The organism is Legionella tunisiensis (genome assembly GCF_000308315.1).
Classification (GTDB): Bacteria; Pseudomonadota; Gammaproteobacteria; order Legionellales; family Legionellaceae; genus Tatlockia; species Tatlockia tunisiensis.
Window position 1 is genome coordinate 16,354 of the sequence record NZ_CALJ01000250.1, and the last position, 20,882, is coordinate 37,235.

Genomic DNA, 20,882 nt, shown 5'->3' on the forward strand with positions numbered 1-20,882 from the left:
ATATTCGAATATCAGCCCTAAGCATTCAAGCTAGCGAAATGTCAACCGCCCTCTAATATCTTCATAATAAAAATCATGGCGCGGTTCAAAAACACCGGCCATGAACCAATTCAGAACAATAATAGCTTGATCTAGGTCGCTTTGGCTAATTTATAGTTATTTTTTCGCCAACTCATCTGCACGATTAGTTGTAAATGCTGCTCGAGCAAGTACTAGAGACACACCTAGCACTAAACCCAGAACGAGGGAAAAAGCTATGATTAGGCGGCTCTTTGGTGCTACGGGTGTATCAGAAAAATCGATCTTGCCATCAAGGCGAAAAACAGTTACATCCGCAGGGGTTACAACAATCTTGCGTAAAAAATTATATTCACCTTCTAACTTACGTAATTCTGGCGTGAAAGCATCGTCAGATTGGCGTGCCTTGAGATTTTCTATTTCCGCCTTCAATGCCTTAGAACCCCGCTTGTACAGATTAGACTCACCCGGACCCGGAGAAACCATTTTGGAATATATGATTTTAGGATCATGTTTTTCTAACCCAATTGCCTGAGAAATATTTAAAGCCTCCTGTAATTGCTTAATGCGGTCATAGCGTTGTTCTTTGGCCATCTCACGTGCAATATTCATCCTCTGTTCTAAATCGTGTGCCAAACTTCGATTCTGGTTGGAGACAATTCGGAGCATGTTGTTTATTGCATTTTGTTTAACTACGTCAAGATAGCGCTCCACCCAATTGACTGCCTCTGTAACGCTAGAGCTTCTAGCAATTACAGTATATTTTGTCGGAGAGCTAGGATCTGGTTTAACAGTCACGATACCGCTAAAACCATGATAAAGTGAATTCAAGGCTGCTTCACTGCGCTGTTCAGCTGGCAACGAGGGTAAATAGACCTCATTAAAGAGAGCCCACTTACTTGTCTGAGATAATAAAGAAGAGGCAAACACGCTATAAACATCTTTCACCTTAAAGGGCTTTAGTAATGAAGTTTTATCATACGAACGACCATAATTAAAAGCAGCAATATCACCATCTGTTGGTGCTAAAATATAGGCTTTAGCCTCAAATATTGGCTTGGTAGTCCAAACATGAAAATAGCCAATTGCTGTAGTTAACAACGTGATAAAAAAATAACCCATTTTTTCTGCCATAGCAGACGCAGAACTCCCATCACATCAATGTCGTCGTTGCTATAACTTGCTCCCGCAGCTTGCTGTCCTGTCACTTCTACTCCTTATATTTATCGAAATCCTGGCCCCACGTAACCCGCGGTAATAATATCATTCGGAACACAAAAATCTCGTTTTGCTCGATCTTTTTACTAATTTTAGTGGCTAATCAATACTAATTGACAACCAGAAAAATAACTAAGGTTTACCTGAATAAAAGTACTCATAAGGTGCCTATTTACAGGGAAATAGGTACAAAGTGATTGCCAAATTCCTATCTCTACAGGATAATTCAGACTCATTTGTTAATTTTCACCGCTCGCAACAAGAGAGTTCTTTCGAAACTCGCTGCAATGAGGCAGAGCACTGTACCGACGAAGCCATACGCCAATGCAGTAGAGTTTCGAAAGAAGCCTAGGAAAAAGCAGGCCTGAACTCATTTAAGGATCTTATTAATTTATGCGTTTTTCTTGGTTTTACAATTTATCAGCAATTGCTATAAGAGGACTTACTCTAGCAGCAAAATTTTTACTAGTAATCTGTTTAGTGCAGTATTTCCAACCCAGCGAACTTGGCTTATACGGCGTTATGGCGGCCATAGTAGCTTATGCTCTTTTTTTCTAGGATTGGAGTTTTATAACTACACATCCAGAACACTGGTTGGCGCTTCAGAAATCGAACAAGTGCTTATCATAAGAGATCAATTCATTCTTTACGCGATTACCTTTGTCTTAAGTGCCCCTTTCTTTTATGTTCTTTTCTATTTGAACCTGGTTCCGTATTCACTGTGTTTCTGGTTTTTCATTCTTATCATATTTGAGCATGCTTCCAATGAGCTGATGCGAATTCTCATTGCCTTGTCTCGCCCTTATTTAGCCAATTTCATTTATTTTCTTCGCCAGGGACTCTGGATCTATATTTTGCTGCCGGTTTTCTATTTTTTCCTGCCAGTCGCTATTTCAATCTTATTTTTATTGTCTGGATTACAGGGGCAGCCTTTAGTATTTTTGTAGGTTTTACCGCACTCTATAATCTGCCCTGGAAAACCATGTGGGTACATCCTGTACGCTGGAAAATAATGTGGCAGGGTTTAAAAATTTCACGCCCCTTTTTAGTTACAGCATTCTCGGCTTTAAGTCTACTCTATATAGAGCGTTTTTTCGTGAGTTATTACTGCGGGATGGAAGCAGTTGGGATCTATACTTTTTACGCCGGTCTTAGTGTAACCTTACACAATTTGGTCAATACCGGCGTGTCAAAAATGCGGTTGGCACAGTTGTTAGCAGCATGGAAACAAAATGACCGCCAGCTTTTTTATAGTGAAGCGATGCATATGCTTAAATATACCACTGCTTTTGTCATCGTATTTTCTGCACTAAGCATCGCTCTTGTCTATCCTTTCGTGGGCCTTATCAATAAATCGGTTTATCTCACGAATTTGCATATCTTCTATTTTCTATTGTTTGGTGCTGCCTGCCGCAGCATCGCCGATGTCCCTCTGTATACTCTTTATGCCCAACACAGTGATAGATTAATCCTGTTAATCAATCTTGCTTCTTTTTTATTATGGTTGTCGGCAATGCTGTTTTAGTGCCACACTACGGACTCGTAGGTGCCGCACTTTCATCAGCTAGTGCAAGCTTGGTTTTATTAGGTTATGCCTTAGTTGTTATGGTTCAAAGAACCATACGCCCGTTCCCACTTTTACAATCTTAGTTTGAGGTTACTATGAAAATTTCCATTGTTACCGCATGTTACAACAGTGAAGCAACCATTCGCGACACATTGCGGACAATTCAAATGCAAACTCATCAAGACATTGAACATATTGTCATTGACGGTGGTTCTACTGACGGCACGCTTGAAATTCTTGAAAAAAACCGGGAGCACATTGCTTACTTGACTTCAGAACCCGATAATGGTCTCTATGATGCAATGAATAAAGGGGTATCAAAAGCGACTGGTGATGTCATTGGTCTCTTGAATTCAGACGACATGCTTGCTAATAAGCATGTGCTTAGTCATGTAGCAAAGGCTCTGGCTGACCCTGAAGTAGATGCCTGCTATGGTGATTTAGTTTACGTTAATCAGGATAATATCGATCAGGTTGCGCGCTACTGGCGTTCCAGCCCTTATAACTCAACCCTCCTCGCCAAAGGATGGATCCCTGCCCATCCTACCTTTTATGCACGCAGAGAGGTTCATGATAACTATAGCATGCTCTTTAATCTGGATTATAAACTGGCAGCTGATTATGAATTATTATTGCGTCTTCTGTTTTCGCACAAGATTAATGTCAGCTATATTCCTGAAGTCATGATAAAAATGCGCTTAGGGGGCACTACAAATAAATCGCTAAAAAATATTTTCAATCAAAATAAAGAGATAATGCGCGCTCTAAAGAGCCACAATTACCGATATTCACCAGTAAAAATGGTTTGCAGTAAATTGCTCGATCGTATTCAGCAATATCGCAAAAGAGACGAATATGTCCAATAAGATAATTCTGGTTACAGGGGCGAGTGGTTTTATAGGGCAGGCGCTCATTAAAACCTTAGGCCAAAATGGCTATGAAGTACGAGCTACTGTTCGTTCAGAGTCAGCCTTACAATCTGTTTCGCAACTTAAAAAGCAACTGCAGCTGGACGAACTGACTATCTATAATGTGGGTGAATTAAGTGCTGAAACCAACTGGGATGAAATAATCAAGGGAGTTGATACCATTGTGCATTGTGCAGCAAGGGCCCATGTTCTGCGCGAAACAAGCGGTAATCCGTTGGAAACCTTTCGTCAAATCAATTGCCAGGCTACCGAGCATTTGGCAAAAGAAGCAAATCGTCTGGGGGTTAAGCGCTTTATTTTTATTAGTAGTATCGGTGTGTTAGGAAATGCTAGCTATGCCAATCCTTTTAATGAAAATTCACAGCCAAACCCCCAAGTGCCTTATGCACAAGCTAAATGGGAAGCTGAGCAGCGTTTAAAACAACTCGCTACTACCATGGAATTAGTCATTATTAGACCACCTCTCGTTTATGGGCCAGGGGTCAAGGGTAATTTCGAAAAATTGCTGAGTCTAGTCAGTAAAGGGCTCCCACTTCCTTTTGGTAAAGTGAAAAACAGACGTCAATTTATTGGAGTTGCTAATCTCACTGATTTTATTGCTAGATGCATCGAAGAATCTAACGCAGCGAATCAACTATTCTTAGTTGCTGATAGAGAAGTAGTTACCACAACTCAATTACTCCAACAACTCTCCAAGGCAATGGGTAAGAAGACCATCCTTCTGCCTATACCGCATGCACTATTGGAATGGGGATTCCAACGTCTTGGTAAAGCCAAGTTGGCCGAGCAATTATTGAATAATTTAGAGATTAATTCAGATAAGGCCAAAACACTTTTAGCCTGGGAACCTCCCTATACGATGAAGGAGCAGTTACAACAAACGGTTGACTACCATAAGAATAAATTGGTTAGTTAAATAGTGTAAGTCGGATCCTGGCCCAGTATAACCTACTCTACTTTTCAAAATTAGCTTCGTCCAAAATGGAGTGCCATGTCGGGTCAAAGGCGCGGCTTACGTAATGGAATAAGGAGACTGCTTTATGAGCGATGAACATAAAGAACGCTACGATTTTGAGATATCAGAGGAAGGCTTGGATTACGATATTCTGGATCTATCCTTTAATCCAACTACTCAGGCATTTATTGAACGTAATGGCATTAAGCCTGGTATGCGTGTCTTGGATGTTGGTAGTGGTTCAGGCCTTATGACTCACTATCTTGCTCAACAAGTTGGTCAACATGGTCAGGTCTTATCTATTGATATCAGTGCCGCACAATTGGCAAGAGCCAAGCGATATTGCGATCAACAAGGTGACAAAAATGTACTGTTTAAAGACGTTTCTGTCTACGATTTAGACAAACATCATGAAGCCTTTGATTTGATTTACTGTCGCTTTGTACTACACCATTTACACAATCCGCGAGAAGCGATCAATCTTTTTTATCACCACTTAAACAAAGGCGGATTTTATATGGCAGAAGAAGGGATTATTAGTGCTGCCTTTTCCTATCCTCCCTCCAAAGCCTGGCATTACAATCGTCAAGACATACCCTCTCCTGATGACGAAGTTGATGGTGTGCAGCGAGATGGTGAGTTTGGCATGAAGCTTGTCTATTGGATGAAAAAAACGGCTTCCAGATAAAAGATGCTAATCTGATACAACCCCTGTTAACGACAGAGCGCAATAAAAAATTGCTCCTGGCCGGACATGATGCCTATAAAAATACCGCGCTTGCTCAAGGACAAAGCGAAGCAGACTGGGAAGCACAACGACAAGAACTAAACCGCTTGGCAAAAGATGAGTTCACCATTGTCGGCTTTTATCAATCTTGCCAAGTGTGTGGTGTTAAATAAATGAATGATCGGGCTAGGAACCCATAGCCCGCATAACATCTTCAGAAAGTGTTTATAAACCCAGATTGTCTCGTTTAAACACCCGGTCTGCGCGATAGCTTGAACGCACCAAAGGACCCGATGCCACTTCGAAAAATCCTTTTTGTAAACCAATTTCACGAAACTCAATAAATTTTTCTGGTGTGACGTAACGAGCAACAGGCAAATGATGTTTGGTAGGTTGTAAATACTGTCCCAACGTTAAAATATCAACTTTTTGTGCACGCAACTCGTCCATCGTCTTGATAATTTCTTCATCTGTCTCCCCCAGTCCAAGCATCAGGCTGGTTTTTGTTAAAACATCAGGCCGATATTGTTTGGCATAGGCCAAAACATTCAGAGTTTGCCAATAACCCGCGCGATTGTCTCGGACAGGATGAGTTAAGCGCTCCACGGTTTCAACATTTTGCGCAAAAACATCCACGCCACTGTCCAAAAGAACAGCGATATCTCTCTGCACTCCTTGAAAATCGGGAGTTAATGCTTCAACCTTTGTTTTTGGGGTTCGCGCTTTAATAGCCCGAATCGTGTCAGCATAATGTTTGGCGCCACCATCAGCTAGATCATCACGATTCACTGACGTGAGCACCACGTAATCAAGATTCATTAACGCAACGGTATTAGCCGTATTTTCAGGTTCTTGCGCATCAAGCCAACCATGAGGATTTCCAGTATCTACAGCGCAAAACCGACAGGCACGTGTACAAACAGCTCCCATCAACATAATAGTTGCTGTACCATGAGACCAACATTCAGCAATATTAGGGCATTTAGCTTCTTCACAGACTGTTGCAAGACGATGCTTCACAACTTGCTCTTTTACTTGACTATAAGCAGGTGTAGTCTGATTAACGATGCGCAACCATTTAGGCTTCGGCAACCGCTCAGAAGATAAACCAGCCGATTTCACCCCATCCTTAATAGCAACAAAACCTTGCGACGTTTTGTATTTCTGGCCGCTTTCAACGACAACTGGAATATCAATTAACTTACTCATACCAATGCTCACAAATCTGAATGCACTGATGATCCCAAATCAACCAGTTCAGATCAAGTTTATTTAACTATTAGGTAATTATACTTAATTTACCTATAGCTATTATTATTTGTATTGAACAAAAAGAAATTAATTCACGAACGACTATTTTCAGAAAAACGATTCGTAATTATTCAAGGATAGAGCCCTTGGGCGCTTGTCCAAAATTTACAACTAAAGTGTTGTTACTTGATTCCGACCACCTAGCTTTGCCTGATATACTGCTTTGTCTGCCCTATGCAAAAGCCCCTCCAACTCATCTCCTTGCGTTAAGGTAGTCAGGCCAAAAGATACCGTCACATCAATCTTTGTTTTACCATGAAAAATTGGCATTCTTCGATGGCTCTACGCAAGCTTTCCAAAACCATCGCTGCATGTCGCTGTTGAGTTCTCTCAAATATAAAAATAAATTTTTCGCCACCATAGCGCGCCAAAAAATCAGCACGACGAATCGATGTTTTAAAAATAGTTGCTATTTCTTGCAATATTTTATTGCCAGTCAAATGACCATATTTTTCATTGATCTCTCTGAAATGATCGACATCTGCCAAAGCAAGCGATAAATCACCAAAGCCTCTTTGCCAACGATAGTACGCATACAAGATATATTCGCTATACAAAGTGCGATTTGGCAGACCCGTTAAGCTATCTCGATTTAAATTAATCGTTTCATTGGATAAGAGATTTTTTAATTTCCTCGCCTTCATGTTCGGTTTTAATGAGCTGCGCTTCTAATGCTATTATCTTTTGCTCATTGTCTTGCCAACGTTTTTGCTCATTTGCTTTATAGTCTTTCAATTGTTTTTCCATCACGACCAAATTTTCTTGGATTTTATGAGCTAAATCTTCAATGGAATTAGAGTGTGTAATATGCTTTTTAATTTGTTTAATCTTGATCTTGATCCCGGACTCTAATTGCTCTGTTTCCTTTAATGTTTGCAGACTCCATTGATTAATGGTGCCTTTCAGAGCATTAACTTCCATTTGCAATTTGTCGTATTGCTGCTCGCATTTGGTAATTGTCTTAACAACCTTCTTTTTAACTGCTGATCCATCATGATAATGTCCCTTCAAAGTTGCTGCTTACGCTTCTTTAAGTAGTCAAGCACTAGCTGAGCGTGCGAACCATCGCAGAGAGGTGGTTCTTTTGTTTGCTTACAACTACAAAAAAAACTGTTTCTGTAAGTATAGCTCTGTAAGGAACACATTTATCACCGCAATCCTTTCGATCACAAAAGGGTTGCTTCTTACTCTCGCCACAACCACACCAAAAATAGGTTTTTCCTTGCTCAACATCGCAAGGAATGGGTAAAAAAGGGGGGTTGGACGTTTTATGCACCATCGCTTCTTCTTAGGTAACTCATGCACTTCGTTTTGCAGTTAGCCATCCAAGCAAGATAGCAACAGCCAATGCCATAAAGGAAATCCAGAGACTAGATAGTCCTTTAGGATAAAAAATGAAGAAACAGCCAATAATTGTCAGAATTACCCAAGATACCTGGGTAATGATTAAGCGGCGTTTTTCTAATGACTTTGAACGGCTCAAAAAAGAAAAACAACCATTAACACAAACAAAGGCAATACATAGACAATTTGATAACTAAGTTGATAAAGCACCAGTTTTGTAGGTGAAACAAGCTGTGCAGCAAGCCACTGTTCAAACACAAGCGCAAAGTTGGGTGAACAGGTTTGCTGGTAGGCTTGTATGACCATCGCTGTAAGTACTACCAAAATACCTGTTATATAAATTGGTTTTTCAGTTCTACCCTTAAAATAATTAGAACCCACGTAAACAAGAAGTCCTAAACCAAGCAAGGCTGAGAGAATAAATAACCAGGTCCAGGTTTGATAAAAGGCAGCTGTATAGGCTTGCTGGATAAAATGCACCAAGCTGGCAGCCGCAATAAAGGCAACTCCCAAGCTTAATTGGGCTAATTGAGTTGGCGTTAGCCACAGAAATGCAAACAAAGCCATTATACAAAATACTGCACAAGGATTTAATGCATCAGTCAAAGCCATCATGGGAACAAAGATAGCCGGGGAAGGCCTGTAATCAATACTCATATCGTACCAATTTGCTGTCGCCCACTGTTTCAGCAGATTACGAGCTAATGGAGTTAATTGGCCTGCTGCAACAATTTGTTGATGGCAATAATTTAAAGCCCGTAATAACACCTTACCGCTATTTTCTGCTCTATCAAATCCCGCCCAGCGAGAATCGCAAAAAATATGGCCGGCATGGCAAAACTATCCACGTGTTGTTGTTGCAAGCGCTGATTAAAAAACTCTAATGCTGCCTTATCTTCGTTGACAATGTAACGATGGACTTCAATCCAGGGTGTCTTAGCTTCCAAAGTACGAAAAAATTCATCTGCCTTCTTGCAATGTGGACACAGAGAAGAAAGAAACAGATCAACCCGCAGTTTGACTTGCTTGTTTTGATTCTGACTAAACCAAGCTGTAGGAGGTATCTCGGCCAATCCGATAGAAACAGAACAAAAAGAAGCGTGCTCAAAATAATTTTTAATGCGATCCGCATGCTCATTCCCTTCTTTATCAATAATTCACCATCACTATACAACTCATCCTATTAAGTTGTACATTAAGTTCTATTTTCAAACCAAGTTATTATATAGGCAAACGTATTTTATGATTACAAGAAAGTTAAGTGTTGTCTTCGGGTTATTTCTGCCACTCCTCGCCGAAGCAACTATTCCAGTATGCCAGGTTATAGAAAAACAGAACATCAAAACACTCCCTCTGGCTGAAATGACTAGCTATATTCAACTGGCTGTTTTTGAACAGAGTACAGAGTAGTGTTCCAGCGCTCATGATCGGGATTATCTCAGGCAATGAAAAAGCCGTTATCAGCTGCGGGATTTATTCAACAATGGATGATTTGTTAAAGCTCACCAGTTATCAATTGAATAAAGTACCAACGGCTCTACAAAATACGATTCATGCTCAGGCAAGCTATATCTACCAATCCCAATTTGATAATCCTTTGGATTTTGGCCAAGATGCTATGGCTCTGGGCTGGCTAATGATAACTTGCCGAGCAGATCAAGAATGCATTGATTGGCTGCGTTAATATTATCAAGACTCATCCCATTCCTAAAATCGCCGCATAAAATGTTTTAGGCAAAATCTTCTTGTCTTTAACGCTGTGATGGCGAAAGCAATCGAGGTAACCAGTTAACCGCTGAATATCACTCAATATTTTCAGTACCGATGTGTATTTCTGATCAGCAAATAGAGAAGATACAGACTGTGTATTTATCTTTTCGACTTTAGGAGTTGCCAGAACCATCCGTCCTTTTGAATCAAATTTGATGTGCGGATTTTTGTCTGCCTTGATACGGAGAAGGGTGTTTATTTTCTACAGTTAATACAATGGATTGGGAGGCGCTAGGATTTTACCAGAGATTAGGTTACGAAATTGAGCATCAGAGATCTGGTTATTTCAGTGATTCCATTTTGTTTTTCTTAAAAAATTCTTATTCCCAAATAATCAATTCAATTTGGCTCATTGCCAGTTTGGGCTGGTATACGGTAATACCCAATTTGGGGCGAGCAGTTACAATTTCAAAGCCAACGACTCTTCTCTTTCAAGACCACTTATTTGATCCCAGGATAGGCGTTCTTCTCTAATCTCATCGAGTATATGAAATTTTTTATAGTTATCATCTAAAAGCGATGAAGGATGCCAATTTAAAGTTTTTGCAAAGCCTTTGAGGTATTGAGTCGTTCAGGCGTGTAAAGCTCTATCGGCAGTAAGTTTTCAATTAAGGATTGAAACAGTGCTGTACGTTTAAACGGTCGCATTAAAGTCTTACACAATAGGATGTCCCATTGGTTCCTCTCTTTTTGATCAACAGGTTCATCGCGTTTTAACTCTAACAAATTGATAAATAGATTTAATTTGTCCTCATTATTTGAGTTTGAAAAATCCACAATATGCTCGGCATCAACAAAGCTCATTTTTCTTGATAAAATCAATTCAGACAGATTTGTATGGTATTTTTTATCGGCTTCATCAATTGCGCCCAGCCTTTCTACAAAAGCTTCATAAGAATCTAAGTCTTTGTTTATAGATTTATATCTAATCAAAATATAGTCTTTAAAATTATTTGAATATTGCTTATTTAAGATGCTATAAGAATAAGAGGATTTAACCCCTAAGAAGTTCAATATCAGATATTGAATGTCCGTTAAATTAGTCATAACCTTGATTCCCTATACGATAGAAGGCTTTATCCGTTGAAAAAACGCGATGTATTAATACTTACTTAATTTTTTATTGCACAATAAGCACTTTAAATAAACAAGTAAGATTAAGATGAGTACCAATAGTAAGCAATTAATAATTGAACTGTCAAAAAAAGAGATTTTTTATTCCAACCTATGGAAATCATTAAAGAGTCTAAACTCAAGCAAAAATGGGAAAACTGCAGAGAAGAATATCTAACAATTAGACCAACCCAAGCAATTCAATATTGCTTTACTCTGGCTCAAGATTTATCAATAACAAACCCGTTAGATTATTTGATGCCAGGTGTGTATTTTAAAGATAAACACTACTCTAGTGATGGACTTTCTTGGGTTGAGATGTTTTTGTCGGGAGATCTTTTCATTCCACTGGACTTTTTTGATACCGATACAGGTAAAATGCAAGCCTTATCGGTGAAGGACATTTTCTATAATAATAAACAAAATGGCAGCTTGAGTGGCGAGTTCTTTTACAGTTGCCTGGGCGAGACGATGAGTGATAATGATTTTCAACGTTATTTAGCTAAGCTTGAAGCCTTGTATCCTGAGTTGTATCAAGAATACTTAGATGACAACAACCACGCTATTCATATAGATGATGTTCGAGAAGAACTCCATGACTCCAAGTATGATGGAATATTTAATACCATGATAATGATGCTCTATTTGAGTATGTTTGCTGAAGGTGAGAAGAAAAGCTTTTTAGCTGATGATTTGAGGAATGAATTGCCCACTTTTGCATACACTTTTTTAGAATGAAATGTGAGGACGATTTATCTCCTAGCGAAATGATGATATTCGAATCTATCATCGTGTCACATTTGACTAAAGGTTCAAAAAACAAATAAGCAATATATTCCATGGTATGAATCATGGTGCTTGCTCAAATGAAATGGGACACTATTGGCTCGGTTTATTAAAAGAAGCCAGGCCCAATATCTTGTTTAATGTTCATATAGATACTGAGTTATTCGCATCCATGTTTGCTGATTATTCAGGTAGTGTTATTGATGGCGATAGCTTGACTTCAATAATCAATCGAAATATGCGCTATGTCTATTCAAAGTGGATTGACAGTTTTGACTCAACTTTCCGTATAAACAATACCGTTTAAATTGTTATAGGCCTAGGTGTAATGAAATGGACTCCTCTCCTTACAGTGGAGATAATATCGCTGTCTAAGGATTGGAATAAATAAGGAGTTCATAATGGATATAACAACGGTTGGTATTGATCTAGCAAAGAATGTATTTCAATTACATGGAGCGAAATAGTTGTGGTAAAAAGGTCTTCAGTAAACGTGTTAGTCGAGAAAAATTTGCAGAAACTGTTCAGCAGCTTCCAGCCAGCTTAATTGGAATGGAAGCCTGTGGTAGTGCTCATTACTGGGCAAGGCGATTTACCCAAATGGGTCACATCCGTGCAATTGATGAGCCAAATACGTTAAACCTTATGTAAAGACTAATAAAATGACCGTAATGACGCGGAAGCTATTTGTGAAGCAGTGACTAGACCCACGATGCGTTTTGTTGCAATAAAACAGTGGAGCAACAAGATATCCAACTGTTGCATAAAGTACGAACAAAAATCATTAAAGAAAAGGTTGCTCTTGGAAACCAAATCAGGGGTTTATTAATGGAATATGGGGTAGCAATTCCTCAAGGTGACTTCTCATTAAAAAAGCACTCGCAGATCTATCTTCTATTAAAAATAGTGACCTTACAGAAAAATCTATGTTTATCTTCAATGAGTTATACACCGAGTTTCTAAATCTTGAATTGAGAATGGAACAATACACAAAGAAATTGTTATTAATTAGCAAGCAGAATGAGTACTGCAAAAAACTAATGAGTATTCCTGGAATCGGAAATTACATCGACAGCTCTTATTTCTTCAATAGGCGATTTCAACAACTTTAAAAATGGACGTAATTTATCAGCTTGGCTGGGATTAGTGCCACGACAAAATTCGAGTGGTCAAAAAACCAGGTTATTAGGTATTAGTAAACGGGGTGATAAATATCTCCGGGCACTTTTAATTCATGGTGCTCGAGCAGTTGTAAATCAGGTAAAAGACAAAATTGATAAGACTAGTCTTTGGATAAAAGGACTATTAGAGAAAAGTGGCTTTAACAAAACGGTGGTTGCCCTAGCTAATAAAAATGCTCGTATTGCTTGGTCAATAATTACAAAAGATACTACTTACAGCGTAGAACACGTGCATTGTTAGATGAGTTACATCCCAGTTTGCGATAAATTATCAACTGATGCTCATAAAGTGTTACCTGCTATCTTGAAAACCTGTGACGTACACTGATCTAAGAGATCGATAGTGTGATTTGAGGAAAAGATAGCTCGCAAATTTCATCATGGCACTGACTTTGAGTCTTGATGCCGAATATGACTAAATTTGATCAACAAATGATAATGATGTTGAAAAAACCGAGGAGTCCATATATGTACGTAGCCTCTATTTTCGGACAAGATTAGTTCCTTTTTCATTGAAAAAACAGGAACTCTTAGGGTAATTTTATTTATTTAAGACAAAAAATACTTCAAATGATTAGGACGGCACGTTGATGTTGAAGGCAAAGAAGTTAATTAACTCATAATGATCATTTATTGAATGACACGATTTATGGAACAAACAAAGCATTAGACTTAGAGTAGTATGCTGTGACACCTTCTGTAAATATTGCGCTGTATAAAGAAAAAGAGCTTTAAACGAGTTTGTCTGGAACATCACCCCTGGGAAGTAATTGAACATTCAATTAACTTCATTAACCCATTGAGTTTTGGCATTCTATACACATTTTTATCCACAGAATTTGTGGATAAAGGAAAAATCAACCATTTACATAAAAATTTATTCGTCCCTTACAAAATAAGGCCTGGTAACAAAAATAAAGCTGCTTTTGATAAAAAAAGGCGAGGGGAGCAAAGAATTATCCACAGACTGTTAGACAAAATAATTAAGCCCGCGGCCAAGAAATAATAAACAAATAAATAATAAAAAACAGTCTTGACTCCCTCTTTTTCTAGCCTCAAAAAATAAAGACCACCGTTGATGACCATTTCATTACAATAGGCCTAATAAGAGGTATGAATATAACTTTCAAGTTGCTCAATGACGCGTGTTTTGTCTTCAAGCAAATGAAACAACAAGTCCCCAATGGAAAGAATAGCAACTAAATTACCTTGTTCAGCGACTAAAACATGGCGTCTCTTTGTTTTGGTAATGGTTTCCATAGCGTCTTCGATAGGGTCAAACAAATTTAAGACACTCACATCGGAACAAAGTACATCCGCTACAGTTGTTTTTTAGGATCTAAACCTCGAAACAGGCAAGATCGAATAATATCTCGTTCAGTTACCATTCCCAGAAGATTAGAATTTGTATCATCATCACATACAACGAGAGCACCAATATTATCTTTAGTCATCATTTCAACGCATTGGGTTACTGTGACATAGGGATGAACATAAACAATAGGACGCCTTGGTTGTGGCAAAGCGGAAAAATTAGGTCGGTCATGACTCGCTCCCTGAAAGAATGTTGTAATTTAAACCTCTAATCCGCCTACTTTGTTCTACTACAAAAAATAGATTAAGCAACGTAGCAGGTACTGTTTAAATATAGCACAAATAGTGCATTAACATTACATTAACACGGTTTCCTCATGAGCAATGAAGGCATAGTACGCTATTAGTAACTATTATTTCCTGTATTGGTTTTCTGATTATTCGGTTCCTATTAGGGTATCAAAAAATTAACATAATTACTCTCTTTAAGAGCAATGTGATATTATTCGAGCATTTTGAATTTAAATTGACTTTCCGCTCTATGACCACAATCAAAATTACCCCCACAACAAACCCATTTGTTGTAAAATTATCTTTAGACCTACGAAAATATTGTGAAGCTTACATCAAGCACACAGCCGACCCTGCTAATGAAGAGTTCTGTACCAAATTCAATCAGCTACGTACCCTAGTGGTTAGTGAGTTAACTGGTTTAGGTGGAGCACTACATTGGCCAACTATCAAGGCATTGTGGGCTAATTCTGCTCAAGAAAGAGGTTTTGATTTTTTAAACGCAAACTACACGAAGCCTTTACCACTTGTTATAGATACACTTGATCGCTTTTATATTGAGCTCTTGAAAAATAGTATTGATGCCATTTTAAAAATTATTTAGACAACCAGCAAACCACGGCTCGACTAAACATGAGTCTTGAGCTTGACCTTAATGACGCTGGAGCCATTTCCGTTATTATTAAAGATAATGGCGGTGGTTTTCCCGATAACTATATCAAAAATTTTCCTGCCTATATTGCAGATCATGGCTACAAAAAGCGCAGTATTAGTGATGCAGATAATGCTGGTGCCTTTACTTCAGGCAAAGAAAATATAGGGCATTATTATTTTGGTGGCGCTGGAAAAGGACTAGCAATTATCTTAAATCTCTTGTTAACAGGCCATTTACTAGAGGGACCAAACCAATTAAAAGCGCTCTATGAGGTGGCAGAAAACGCCACTGCAGTCTCTCTTGGAAATTGTATGCAAGGAGATAAAATCGTTGGTGCAAAGCTAAAATTTACTTCGCCTATAACCCCTTTTTCTCCCCCTCTAGCACTTCCCCAAGAGAGCTTCACCATTTCAAAATCACTTGACTTTACCTTATTGGCACCGCCAGTAACTAGAAAAAAGCCAACGATAGAGTTACCGGACGCCCCTGATGTCGTTACATCTGAAAATGAAACGCCGCAAATTATCAAGTAATTTAGCTATACTTTGATTACATAGATTATGCTTGGATGCCATCATGAAGAAACGTGTTCCACTACTAGCAATCTTTTCGTCAGTTGCTCTATTGAGTAGCTGCACAATTTACGAACGTAGTGGCCCAGCCTATGAGCCTATCGCCGTTGGTTATTATGAAAATGGCTCTTACATCGATACAGGTTACTACGCCGGTTACGGCTATAATGAACCTAATAGATGGTATGGCGTCTCTTATCCTGACGGATATAATAACAGCATCTGGTATGCCCGCTAGGGCTGTTTACATTGCGCTTGAGGAGAATGTCGGGCCAAAAGGGCCCGACCTACAAGATTTAATCGATGGGCAAGTCAGAACTTAGCTTACTACACGCCAAGAACCATCTGCTTGTCGGCAAGCTTTGCCATAGATTTGCTGCGCTTTACCACCAATAATAGCTTTCGTAATGTATTCGCGGCAAGGCTGTTGATTGTTGTAATAAGTTCTTGTCGGCTGCACAGTATAACGATTACCGTTATCAGGATTTTGCCAATTCACTGCACGTCCTGTTGGTGCAGTTTCCAACGCTTTTTGCATTTCCAAGCGATCGAGACGATCCATCGTACGGCCAATATTACCGCCTAAATAAGCACCTAATAACGCACCACCGGCTGCAGCGGCAACTTTACCTGAACCACCACCGAACTGACTACCAATAAGACCGCCAACTACACCGCCTGTCACTGTTCCTACTCCTTCGTTAGTTACCTGTGCACAACCAGTAAGAAACACTGACAAAGAGAGTGATACTAACGCTAATTTTTTCATGCGAATTCACCTGCGTAATCATTGTAAAATCGGTTGCTATTCTACCATCACGTTTAGATATTATCCACAACCACAATAGGGGCTGTTTACATTTCGCTAGCTTAAGTGCTTATGACTTGATGTTCGAGCATCGCAGCGGAGCATACACACCAGTATGTGAGCAGCGAAGCGCAGAACATCAAGTCATAAGCACCAAGATAGTAGAAATGTAAACAGCCTCTAATGCTATAACAATTTATCCTGACGTACCCGTGGAGAAAATTGGCATAGCAATTCATAAGCAATAGTACCAGCTGATAACGCAATAGTCTCTACCGCAATATGTTGTCCCCATAACTCCACCAGATCTCCAATATTGACTTCCGTACAATCAGTTAAATCAACGGTTAACATATCCATCGATACTCGGCCAATAATAGGAACTTGATAGCCGTTTACCCAAACCGGCGTATTTTGAGCAATATGACGAGGATAACCATCCCCATAGCCTACAGCCACTACCCCCCACAACAGACGGCCTTGTTGTTTGCCAGGTTCCACCATAACCAATTCTTGCCTGAGCCGGATAATGGTGAATAGCGCTTATTGCCGAAACAAAACGCATGACTGGCATTAACCCCAATTCCTGGCCAGTCTTATTGGCAAAGGGGGACACACCATAGAGCATGATGCCAGGCCGCACAACGTCTTCATGGGTGTCAGGCAACGCCAATATGGCAGCAGAATTACTAACACTGCGTATTATTTTTAATGGCGGTAAATCAAGCTCTTTATAAAGCCGCCATTGATTTTGGTTACTTGGATGATCGGGTTCATCAGCACAGGCAAGGTGAGTCATTAAACCAACTTCATCATCAACCCAAGGACAATTATGCAGAGCATTCATGACTTCATAGATATCCTCGGGTGCAAAGCCTAAGCGATGCATACCGGTATTCACCTTTACCCATATTTTTATTTTAGAAGGCAACGGCGTAGCCAATAACCACTGCAACTGATGCGGTTGATGCAATACACATTGAAAACGATGCGCTGCAACAGTATATAACTCATCAGCACTGAATACTCCTTGGAAGAGAACACAATCACTACGCACACCTAAAGCACGAATAGCCATTGCTTCTTCCAGACAGGCAACACCAAAGGCATACACTTGCCCTTCCAGTACAGGTACTACTGCTGGTATACCACAGCCATAGGCATTCGCTTTAACCATCGCGATAACCTTAGTATTTGGCGCATTACGATTCACTTGATTCAAATTATGCACAAGTGCAGTTGAATCAATTTGAACCCGAGTAGGTCTAGTCACATTAATCTACCCCTTGGTAACCATTAAAAGCTAAATCTTCAAAACGCGTGTATTTACCAAGAAAGGCAACACGAACTTTGCCAATTGGACCATTACGCTGTTTGGCAATAATAATTTCCGCCACCCCTTTATCTGGGCTATCTTCATTATAAACTTCATCACGATAGATAAAACAGATTAAATCGGCATCTTGTTCAATCGCACCGGATTCACGCAGATCAGACATCACTGGCCGTTTATCATGACGCTGCTCCAAACTTCGGTTAAGCTGCGACAAAGCAACTACCGGAACTTCCAATTCTTTCGCCAATGATTTTAGACTACGTGAAATTTCTGAAATTTCTGCCGTACGATTATCCGCTTTGAAACCAGGCACCTTCATTAGCTGTAGATAATCCACAACTATCAGTCCCAAGCGGCCATGTTCTTTAGCTAAACGCCGTGCACGAGTCCGCATTTCCGCTGGACTTAGTGCCGGTGTATCATCAATAAATAAAGGGGCTTCAGATAACATATGCACAGCAGAAGTAACACGCGGCCAATCATCATCATCTAACTTACCAGTACGGATGCGATGTTGATCAATGCGCCCCAAAGATGACATCATCCGCATGGCAAGGGAATCGGCGGGCATCTCCATGGAAAAAACCAATACTGGCCTCCCTGATTTGATCGCTGCATGCTCAGCCATATTCATCACCAGGGTTGTTTTACCCATCGAAGGACGCCCCGCGACAATGACCAGATCGGAGGGCTGTAAACCCGAAGTCATTTCATCAAGATCACTAAGTCCTGTCGCTAACCCAGTAAGTGCATCGCCATTGTGATAAAGGGTATCAATCTTTTCTACAGCTTTCACAAGAATTGATTTAATGCTTTCAGGTCCTTTATCGCCACCAGTCTGTTCCGCAATAGCAAATACCTTCGTTTCAGCAAAATCAAGCAGTTCTGATACGTCTCTTTCACCTGGATTATAAGCTGAATCAGCAATTTGCCCGGCAACAGCAATTAATTGGCGCTGCACTGATTTTTCACGCACGATATCTGCATAAGCAGACACATTGGCCACGCTGGGAGTATTATTGGCTAATTCAAAGAGATAAGTTTCGCTACCAGCATCATCAAGCTCATTGTTTGACTTTAAGGTATCCAATAGCGTGACGACATCAAAAGGATGCTCTTTCTTTGCCAATTCAGCAATAGCACGATAAAGAATGCGGTGCTCCGTGCGATAAAAATCTGCTTCGCATAATTTGGAGCTCACATTATCCCAAACCTGATTATCAAGCATCAAACCACCGATAATGGCTTGCTCAGCCTCCGCAGAATGAGGGGGACGTTTCAATGGATCCACTGTTGCATTTTTTCGTGTTTGAACTTCTGCCATGATTTCGATAAGCCACTATAATTTTGAGAACCATTGTAAACCTAGAGAAAAAAAAGACACACTTGAGTGTGCCTTTTTAAACATTTAGATTACAAAAGAACAATACTCTACTCAACCATCGTCTTAGCGAACCCAAACCTGGGTGCGGCCAAGTACAGAAATACCGATATAACCTCTTACATAGAGTTTATTGCCTTTCAAAGTCATCTTGGCACGGTAAATTTTACCAGTTTTGGGATCAAGGATTTGACCACCATCCCATTCACCATTACCTTTATCCTTTAATCCCCATACAAATTGCAATCCTTTGATTGGCTTGTCTTTAAAGCCACCTGGGCATTTCGAACAAATACCTGTATCACCTGGTTGAGGGTAAACACTCACAATAGTGCCATTTAGTGTATTGCCTGATACGGTAATACGAACAACTGCTCTTTTCTTGCCTGTTTTATCATCGATTGTTGTCCACATTCCAGCAGGTGATTGCGCCAGAGCAACAGGTATAAATAATACCGTAAGAACCAACGCTAAAAACGCCCTCCATTGTCTCATGAGTTTTCTCCATAAATTTTCTCATATGGAAGAATAGGCTATGATTTGAAGCTTTGCAATCAGCGATTTATCATTTTTTGTGATAAAAACCGTCTTTATGATTTGGGTAAAGGTATAAAAAATTGTTCAACATCACTATCAGTCAAGGTGGCCATAGTACTCGCCTTGTCAGACAGGATACCATCGAATAATTGTCTTTTTTTCTCTTGCATTGCCAAAATAGCTTCCTCGACAGTACCAGCAGTAATTAATTTGTAAACAAACACTGGATTTTCTTGACCTATACGATGACTTCTGTCAGTGGCCTGATCCTCAACAGCTGGATTCCACCAGGGATCATAATGAATAACTGTATCAGCTCGTGTTAAATTCAAACCAGTGCCACCCGCTTTTAAGCTAATCAGAAAAATAGGAATCTTCCCTTCTTGAAACGTATTGACCAAAAGTTGTCGATTTTGAGTTTGGCCAGTTAATTTAAGATATAAGTAATCCCTTTTAATGAGTTGCTCTTCTATTAATTTGAGCATGGAAGTAAATTGTGAAAAACTAAAACGCGTCGCCCCTCATCCATCAAACTTTCCAGTAACTCCATCAACGCATCTAATTTAGCTGAAGTCCCATGCGCAATTTCTGCACCCGGCATCGATAACAATTTTGGGTCACAGCAAACCTGTCTTAATTTAAGCAAGGCATCAAGAAGCACTATTTGGCTTTTGTTCATTCCCTTTTTAGTAATAGCTTCACGCACTTTTTTCTCCATACTCATCCGGATTGCTTCATACAGATCACGTTGAGTACCAGTCAACTCAATTGTCCGAGTCATTTCCGTTTTATCGGGTAACTCATTAGCAACCTGGTTTTTAGTACGACGTAACATAAAAGGTTGCACACGTTTTGCTAACAATGCCCGTCTCTCCATATCGGCCTGCTTTTCAATGGGGGTTTTAAAAAACTGTCTAAACTGTTTGGCATCTCCTAATAAACCAGGCATTAAAAAATGAAATAGAGACCACAATTCACCCAGGTGATTCTCCAAAGGGGTACCCGACAAACAAAGCCTGTGCTCTGCCTGGATCTGTTGGATGATTTGCGTTGTTTTAGTACGTGCATT

28 protein-coding genes and 3 pseudogenes are annotated in these 20,882 nt (G+C 39.7%); 14 read left to right on the top strand and 17 right to left on the bottom strand.

Going from position 1 to position 20,882, the window contains the following annotated elements:
- Window positions 1-156: 156 nt before the first annotated feature.
- Window positions 157-1,140 carry an LPS O-antigen chain length determinant protein WzzB gene (locus BN58_RS15340; protein ID WP_198009934.1) on the bottom strand — a complete coding sequence of 328 codons (984 nt, stop codon included), beginning with the start codon at window positions 1,138-1,140 and terminating at the stop codon, window positions 157-159.
- A 1,078-nt stretch (window positions 1,141-2,218) separates the two neighbouring features.
- Here BN58_RS15340 and BN58_RS15355 point away from each other — a divergent pair.
- The 5 genes from BN58_RS15355 to BN58_RS15375 all read left to right on the top strand — a co-directional run bounded on the left by BN58_RS15355 (window position 2,219) and on the right by BN58_RS15375 (window position 5,587).
- The gene (locus BN58_RS15355; protein ID WP_019217571.1) at window positions 2,219-2,761 is read left to right on the top strand and encodes a lipopolysaccharide biosynthesis protein; all 543 of its coding nucleotides are present in this window, start codon (window positions 2,219-2,221) and stop codon (window positions 2,759-2,761) included.
- Window positions 2,762-2,898: 137 nt separating this feature from the next.
- Window positions 2,899-3,669 (top strand): glycosyltransferase family 2 protein, encoded by a 771-nt coding sequence (locus BN58_RS15360; protein WP_019217572.1) that lies wholly within the window; start codon window positions 2,899-2,901, stop codon window positions 3,667-3,669.
- Window positions 3,659-4,648 (top strand): SDR family NAD(P)-dependent oxidoreductase, encoded by a 990-nt coding sequence (locus tag BN58_RS15365; RefSeq protein WP_019217573.1) that lies wholly within the window; start codon window positions 3,659-3,661, stop codon window positions 4,646-4,648. The genes BN58_RS15360 and BN58_RS15365 overlap by 11 nt, the downstream gene beginning before the upstream one ends.
- 124 nt (window positions 4,649-4,772) lie before the next feature.
- A complete protein-coding gene (locus tag BN58_RS28890) occupies window positions 4,773-5,375 on the top strand; it encodes a class I SAM-dependent methyltransferase (protein WP_019217574.1) in 603 nt (200 codons plus the stop codon).
- Window positions 5,348-5,587: a hypothetical protein gene (locus BN58_RS15375; protein WP_019217575.1), complete on the top strand. Its 240-nt coding sequence runs from the start codon at window positions 5,348-5,350 to the stop codon at window positions 5,585-5,587. Before BN58_RS28890 ends, BN58_RS15375 begins: the two co-directional genes overlap by 28 nt.
- Before the next feature lie 52 nt (window positions 5,588-5,639).
- Here BN58_RS15375 and lipA read toward each other — a convergent pair whose 3' ends face one another.
- The 7 genes and pseudogenes from lipA to BN58_RS28905 all read right to left on the bottom strand — a co-directional run bounded on the left by lipA (window position 5,640) and on the right by BN58_RS28905 (window position 9,142).
- Window positions 5,640-6,623 carry a lipoyl synthase gene (lipA, locus tag BN58_RS15380; protein ID WP_019217576.1) on the bottom strand — a complete coding sequence of 328 codons (984 nt, stop codon included), beginning with the start codon at window positions 6,621-6,623 and terminating at the stop codon, window positions 5,640-5,642.
- Between the two features lie 213 nt (window positions 6,624-6,836).
- Window positions 6,837-7,369, bottom strand: a pseudogene (locus BN58_RS28895) (GGDEF domain-containing protein).
- Window positions 7,332-7,646: a hypothetical protein gene (locus BN58_RS28900; protein WP_232220689.1), complete on the bottom strand. Its 315-nt coding sequence runs from the start codon at window positions 7,644-7,646 to the stop codon at window positions 7,332-7,334. Before BN58_RS28900 ends, BN58_RS28895 begins: the two are co-directional and overlap by 38 nt.
- 124 nt (window positions 7,647-7,770) lie before the next feature.
- Window positions 7,771-8,004 (bottom strand): CDGSH iron-sulfur domain-containing protein, encoded by a 234-nt coding sequence (locus tag BN58_RS26115; RefSeq protein ID WP_232220690.1) that lies wholly within the window; start codon window positions 8,002-8,004, stop codon window positions 7,771-7,773.
- 18 nt (window positions 8,005-8,022) lie between these two features.
- Window positions 8,023-8,208, bottom strand: a complete 186-nt coding sequence (locus tag BN58_RS15405) for a hypothetical protein (protein ID WP_019217579.1) — start codon at window positions 8,206-8,208, stop codon at window positions 8,023-8,025.
- Window positions 8,205-8,837 (bottom strand): hypothetical protein, encoded by a 633-nt coding sequence (locus BN58_RS26120; protein WP_026069529.1) that lies wholly within the window; start codon window positions 8,835-8,837, stop codon window positions 8,205-8,207. The genes BN58_RS15405 and BN58_RS26120 overlap by 4 nt, the downstream gene beginning before the upstream one ends.
- On the bottom strand, window positions 8,819-9,142 hold the full coding sequence (locus tag BN58_RS28905; protein WP_026069530.1) for a thioredoxin domain-containing protein: 324 nt from the start codon (window positions 9,140-9,142) through the stop codon (window positions 8,819-8,821). Before BN58_RS28905 ends, BN58_RS26120 begins: the two co-directional genes overlap by 19 nt.
- Window positions 9,143-9,311: 169 nt before the next feature.
- Here BN58_RS28905 and BN58_RS31110 point away from each other — a divergent pair, with 169 nt between their 5' ends.
- The gene (locus BN58_RS31110; RefSeq protein WP_019217580.1) at window positions 9,312-9,479 is read left to right on the top strand and encodes a hypothetical protein; all 168 of its coding nucleotides are present in this window, start codon (window positions 9,312-9,314) and stop codon (window positions 9,477-9,479) included.
- A complete protein-coding gene (locus tag BN58_RS15425; RefSeq protein ID WP_198009936.1) occupies window positions 9,460-9,753 on the top strand; it encodes a hypothetical protein in 294 nt (97 codons plus the stop codon). Before BN58_RS31110 ends, BN58_RS15425 begins: the two co-directional genes overlap by 20 nt.
- 12 nt (window positions 9,754-9,765) lie before the next feature.
- Here the strand turns inward: BN58_RS15425 and BN58_RS31115 are convergent, their stop codons facing one another.
- Window positions 9,766-9,972 (bottom strand): hypothetical protein, encoded by a 207-nt coding sequence (locus BN58_RS31115; protein WP_019217582.1) that lies wholly within the window; start codon window positions 9,970-9,972, stop codon window positions 9,766-9,768.
- 401 nt (window positions 9,973-10,373) lie between these two features.
- Entirely contained in the window at window positions 10,374-10,886 is a 513-nt protein-coding gene (locus BN58_RS15440) for a hypothetical protein (protein ID WP_019217584.1), read from the bottom strand.
- 180 nt (window positions 10,887-11,066) lie between these two features.
- Here BN58_RS15440 and BN58_RS15445 point away from each other — a divergent pair, with 180 nt between their 5' ends.
- The 4 genes from BN58_RS15445 to BN58_RS31985 all read left to right on the top strand — a co-directional run bounded on the left by BN58_RS15445 (window position 11,067) and on the right by BN58_RS31985 (window position 13,160).
- Window positions 11,067-11,690: a hypothetical protein gene (locus BN58_RS15445; protein ID WP_019217585.1), complete on the top strand. Its 624-nt coding sequence runs from the start codon at window positions 11,067-11,069 to the stop codon at window positions 11,688-11,690.
- Between the two features lie 133 nt (window positions 11,691-11,823).
- Complete coding sequence (locus BN58_RS15450) at window positions 11,824-12,045, top strand: hypothetical protein (RefSeq protein WP_156812562.1); 222 nt, start codon at window positions 11,824-11,826, stop codon at window positions 12,043-12,045.
- Between the two features lie 146 nt (window positions 12,046-12,191).
- Window positions 12,192-12,389 carry a hypothetical protein gene (locus tag BN58_RS31980; protein WP_198009937.1) on the top strand — a complete coding sequence of 66 codons (198 nt, stop codon included), beginning with the start codon at window positions 12,192-12,194 and terminating at the stop codon, window positions 12,387-12,389.
- Between the two features lie 411 nt (window positions 12,390-12,800).
- Window positions 12,801-13,160, top strand: coding sequence for a transposase (locus BN58_RS31985; protein WP_269570361.1), 360 nt, complete (start codon window positions 12,801-12,803; stop codon window positions 13,158-13,160).
- A gap of 860 nt (window positions 13,161-14,020) precedes the next feature.
- Here the strand turns inward: BN58_RS31985 and BN58_RS34810 are convergent.
- Window positions 14,021-14,218, bottom strand: coding sequence for a CBS domain-containing protein (locus BN58_RS34810; protein WP_232220691.1), 198 nt, complete (start codon window positions 14,216-14,218; stop codon window positions 14,021-14,023).
- Between the two features lie 20 nt (window positions 14,219-14,238).
- Entirely contained in the window at window positions 14,239-14,442 is a 204-nt protein-coding gene (locus BN58_RS34815; RefSeq protein WP_232220692.1) for a CBS domain-containing protein, read from the bottom strand.
- Window positions 14,443-14,759: 317 nt separating this feature from the next.
- Between BN58_RS34815 and BN58_RS15480 the strand changes: the two genes are divergently transcribed.
- The 3 genes from BN58_RS15480 to BN58_RS31120 all read left to right on the top strand — a co-directional run bounded on the left by BN58_RS15480 (window position 14,760) and on the right by BN58_RS31120 (window position 15,989).
- Window positions 14,760-15,128: a hypothetical protein gene (locus BN58_RS15480; protein ID WP_232220693.1), complete on the top strand. Its 369-nt coding sequence runs from the start codon at window positions 14,760-14,762 to the stop codon at window positions 15,126-15,128.
- 29 nt (window positions 15,129-15,157) lie between these two features.
- A complete protein-coding gene (locus tag BN58_RS15485; RefSeq protein WP_019217590.1) occupies window positions 15,158-15,712 on the top strand; it encodes a hypothetical protein in 555 nt (184 codons plus the stop codon).
- A 91-nt stretch (window positions 15,713-15,803) separates the two neighbouring features.
- Window positions 15,804-15,989 (top strand): hypothetical protein, encoded by a 186-nt coding sequence (locus BN58_RS31120; protein WP_156812564.1) that lies wholly within the window; start codon window positions 15,804-15,806, stop codon window positions 15,987-15,989.
- Between the two features lie 81 nt (window positions 15,990-16,070).
- On the opposite strand, the gene BN58_RS15495 is transcribed toward BN58_RS31120, so the two are convergent.
- From BN58_RS15495 to BN58_RS37170, 5 genes and pseudogenes are all read right to left on the bottom strand, one after another.
- Window positions 16,071-16,520 (bottom strand): RT0821/Lpp0805 family surface protein, encoded by a 450-nt coding sequence (locus tag BN58_RS15495; protein ID WP_019217592.1) that lies wholly within the window; start codon window positions 16,518-16,520, stop codon window positions 16,071-16,073.
- Window positions 16,521-16,745: 225 nt separating this feature from the next.
- Window positions 16,746-17,832 (bottom strand): annotated as a pseudogene (gene alr, locus BN58_RS26135) (alanine racemase).
- A 1-nt stretch (window position 17,833) separates the two neighbouring features.
- Entirely contained in the window at window positions 17,834-19,219 is a 1,386-nt protein-coding gene (gene dnaB, locus BN58_RS15505) for a replicative DNA helicase (RefSeq protein ID WP_019217594.1), read from the bottom strand.
- Window positions 19,220-19,342: 123 nt separating this feature from the next.
- The gene (locus tag BN58_RS15510; RefSeq protein ID WP_019217595.1) at window positions 19,343-19,771 is read right to left on the bottom strand and encodes a DUF2147 domain-containing protein; all 429 of its coding nucleotides are present in this window, start codon (window positions 19,769-19,771) and stop codon (window positions 19,343-19,345) included.
- 95 nt (window positions 19,772-19,866) lie between these two features.
- Window positions 19,867-20,882, bottom strand: a pseudogene (locus BN58_RS37170) (DEAD/DEAH box helicase); the annotation flags it as partial.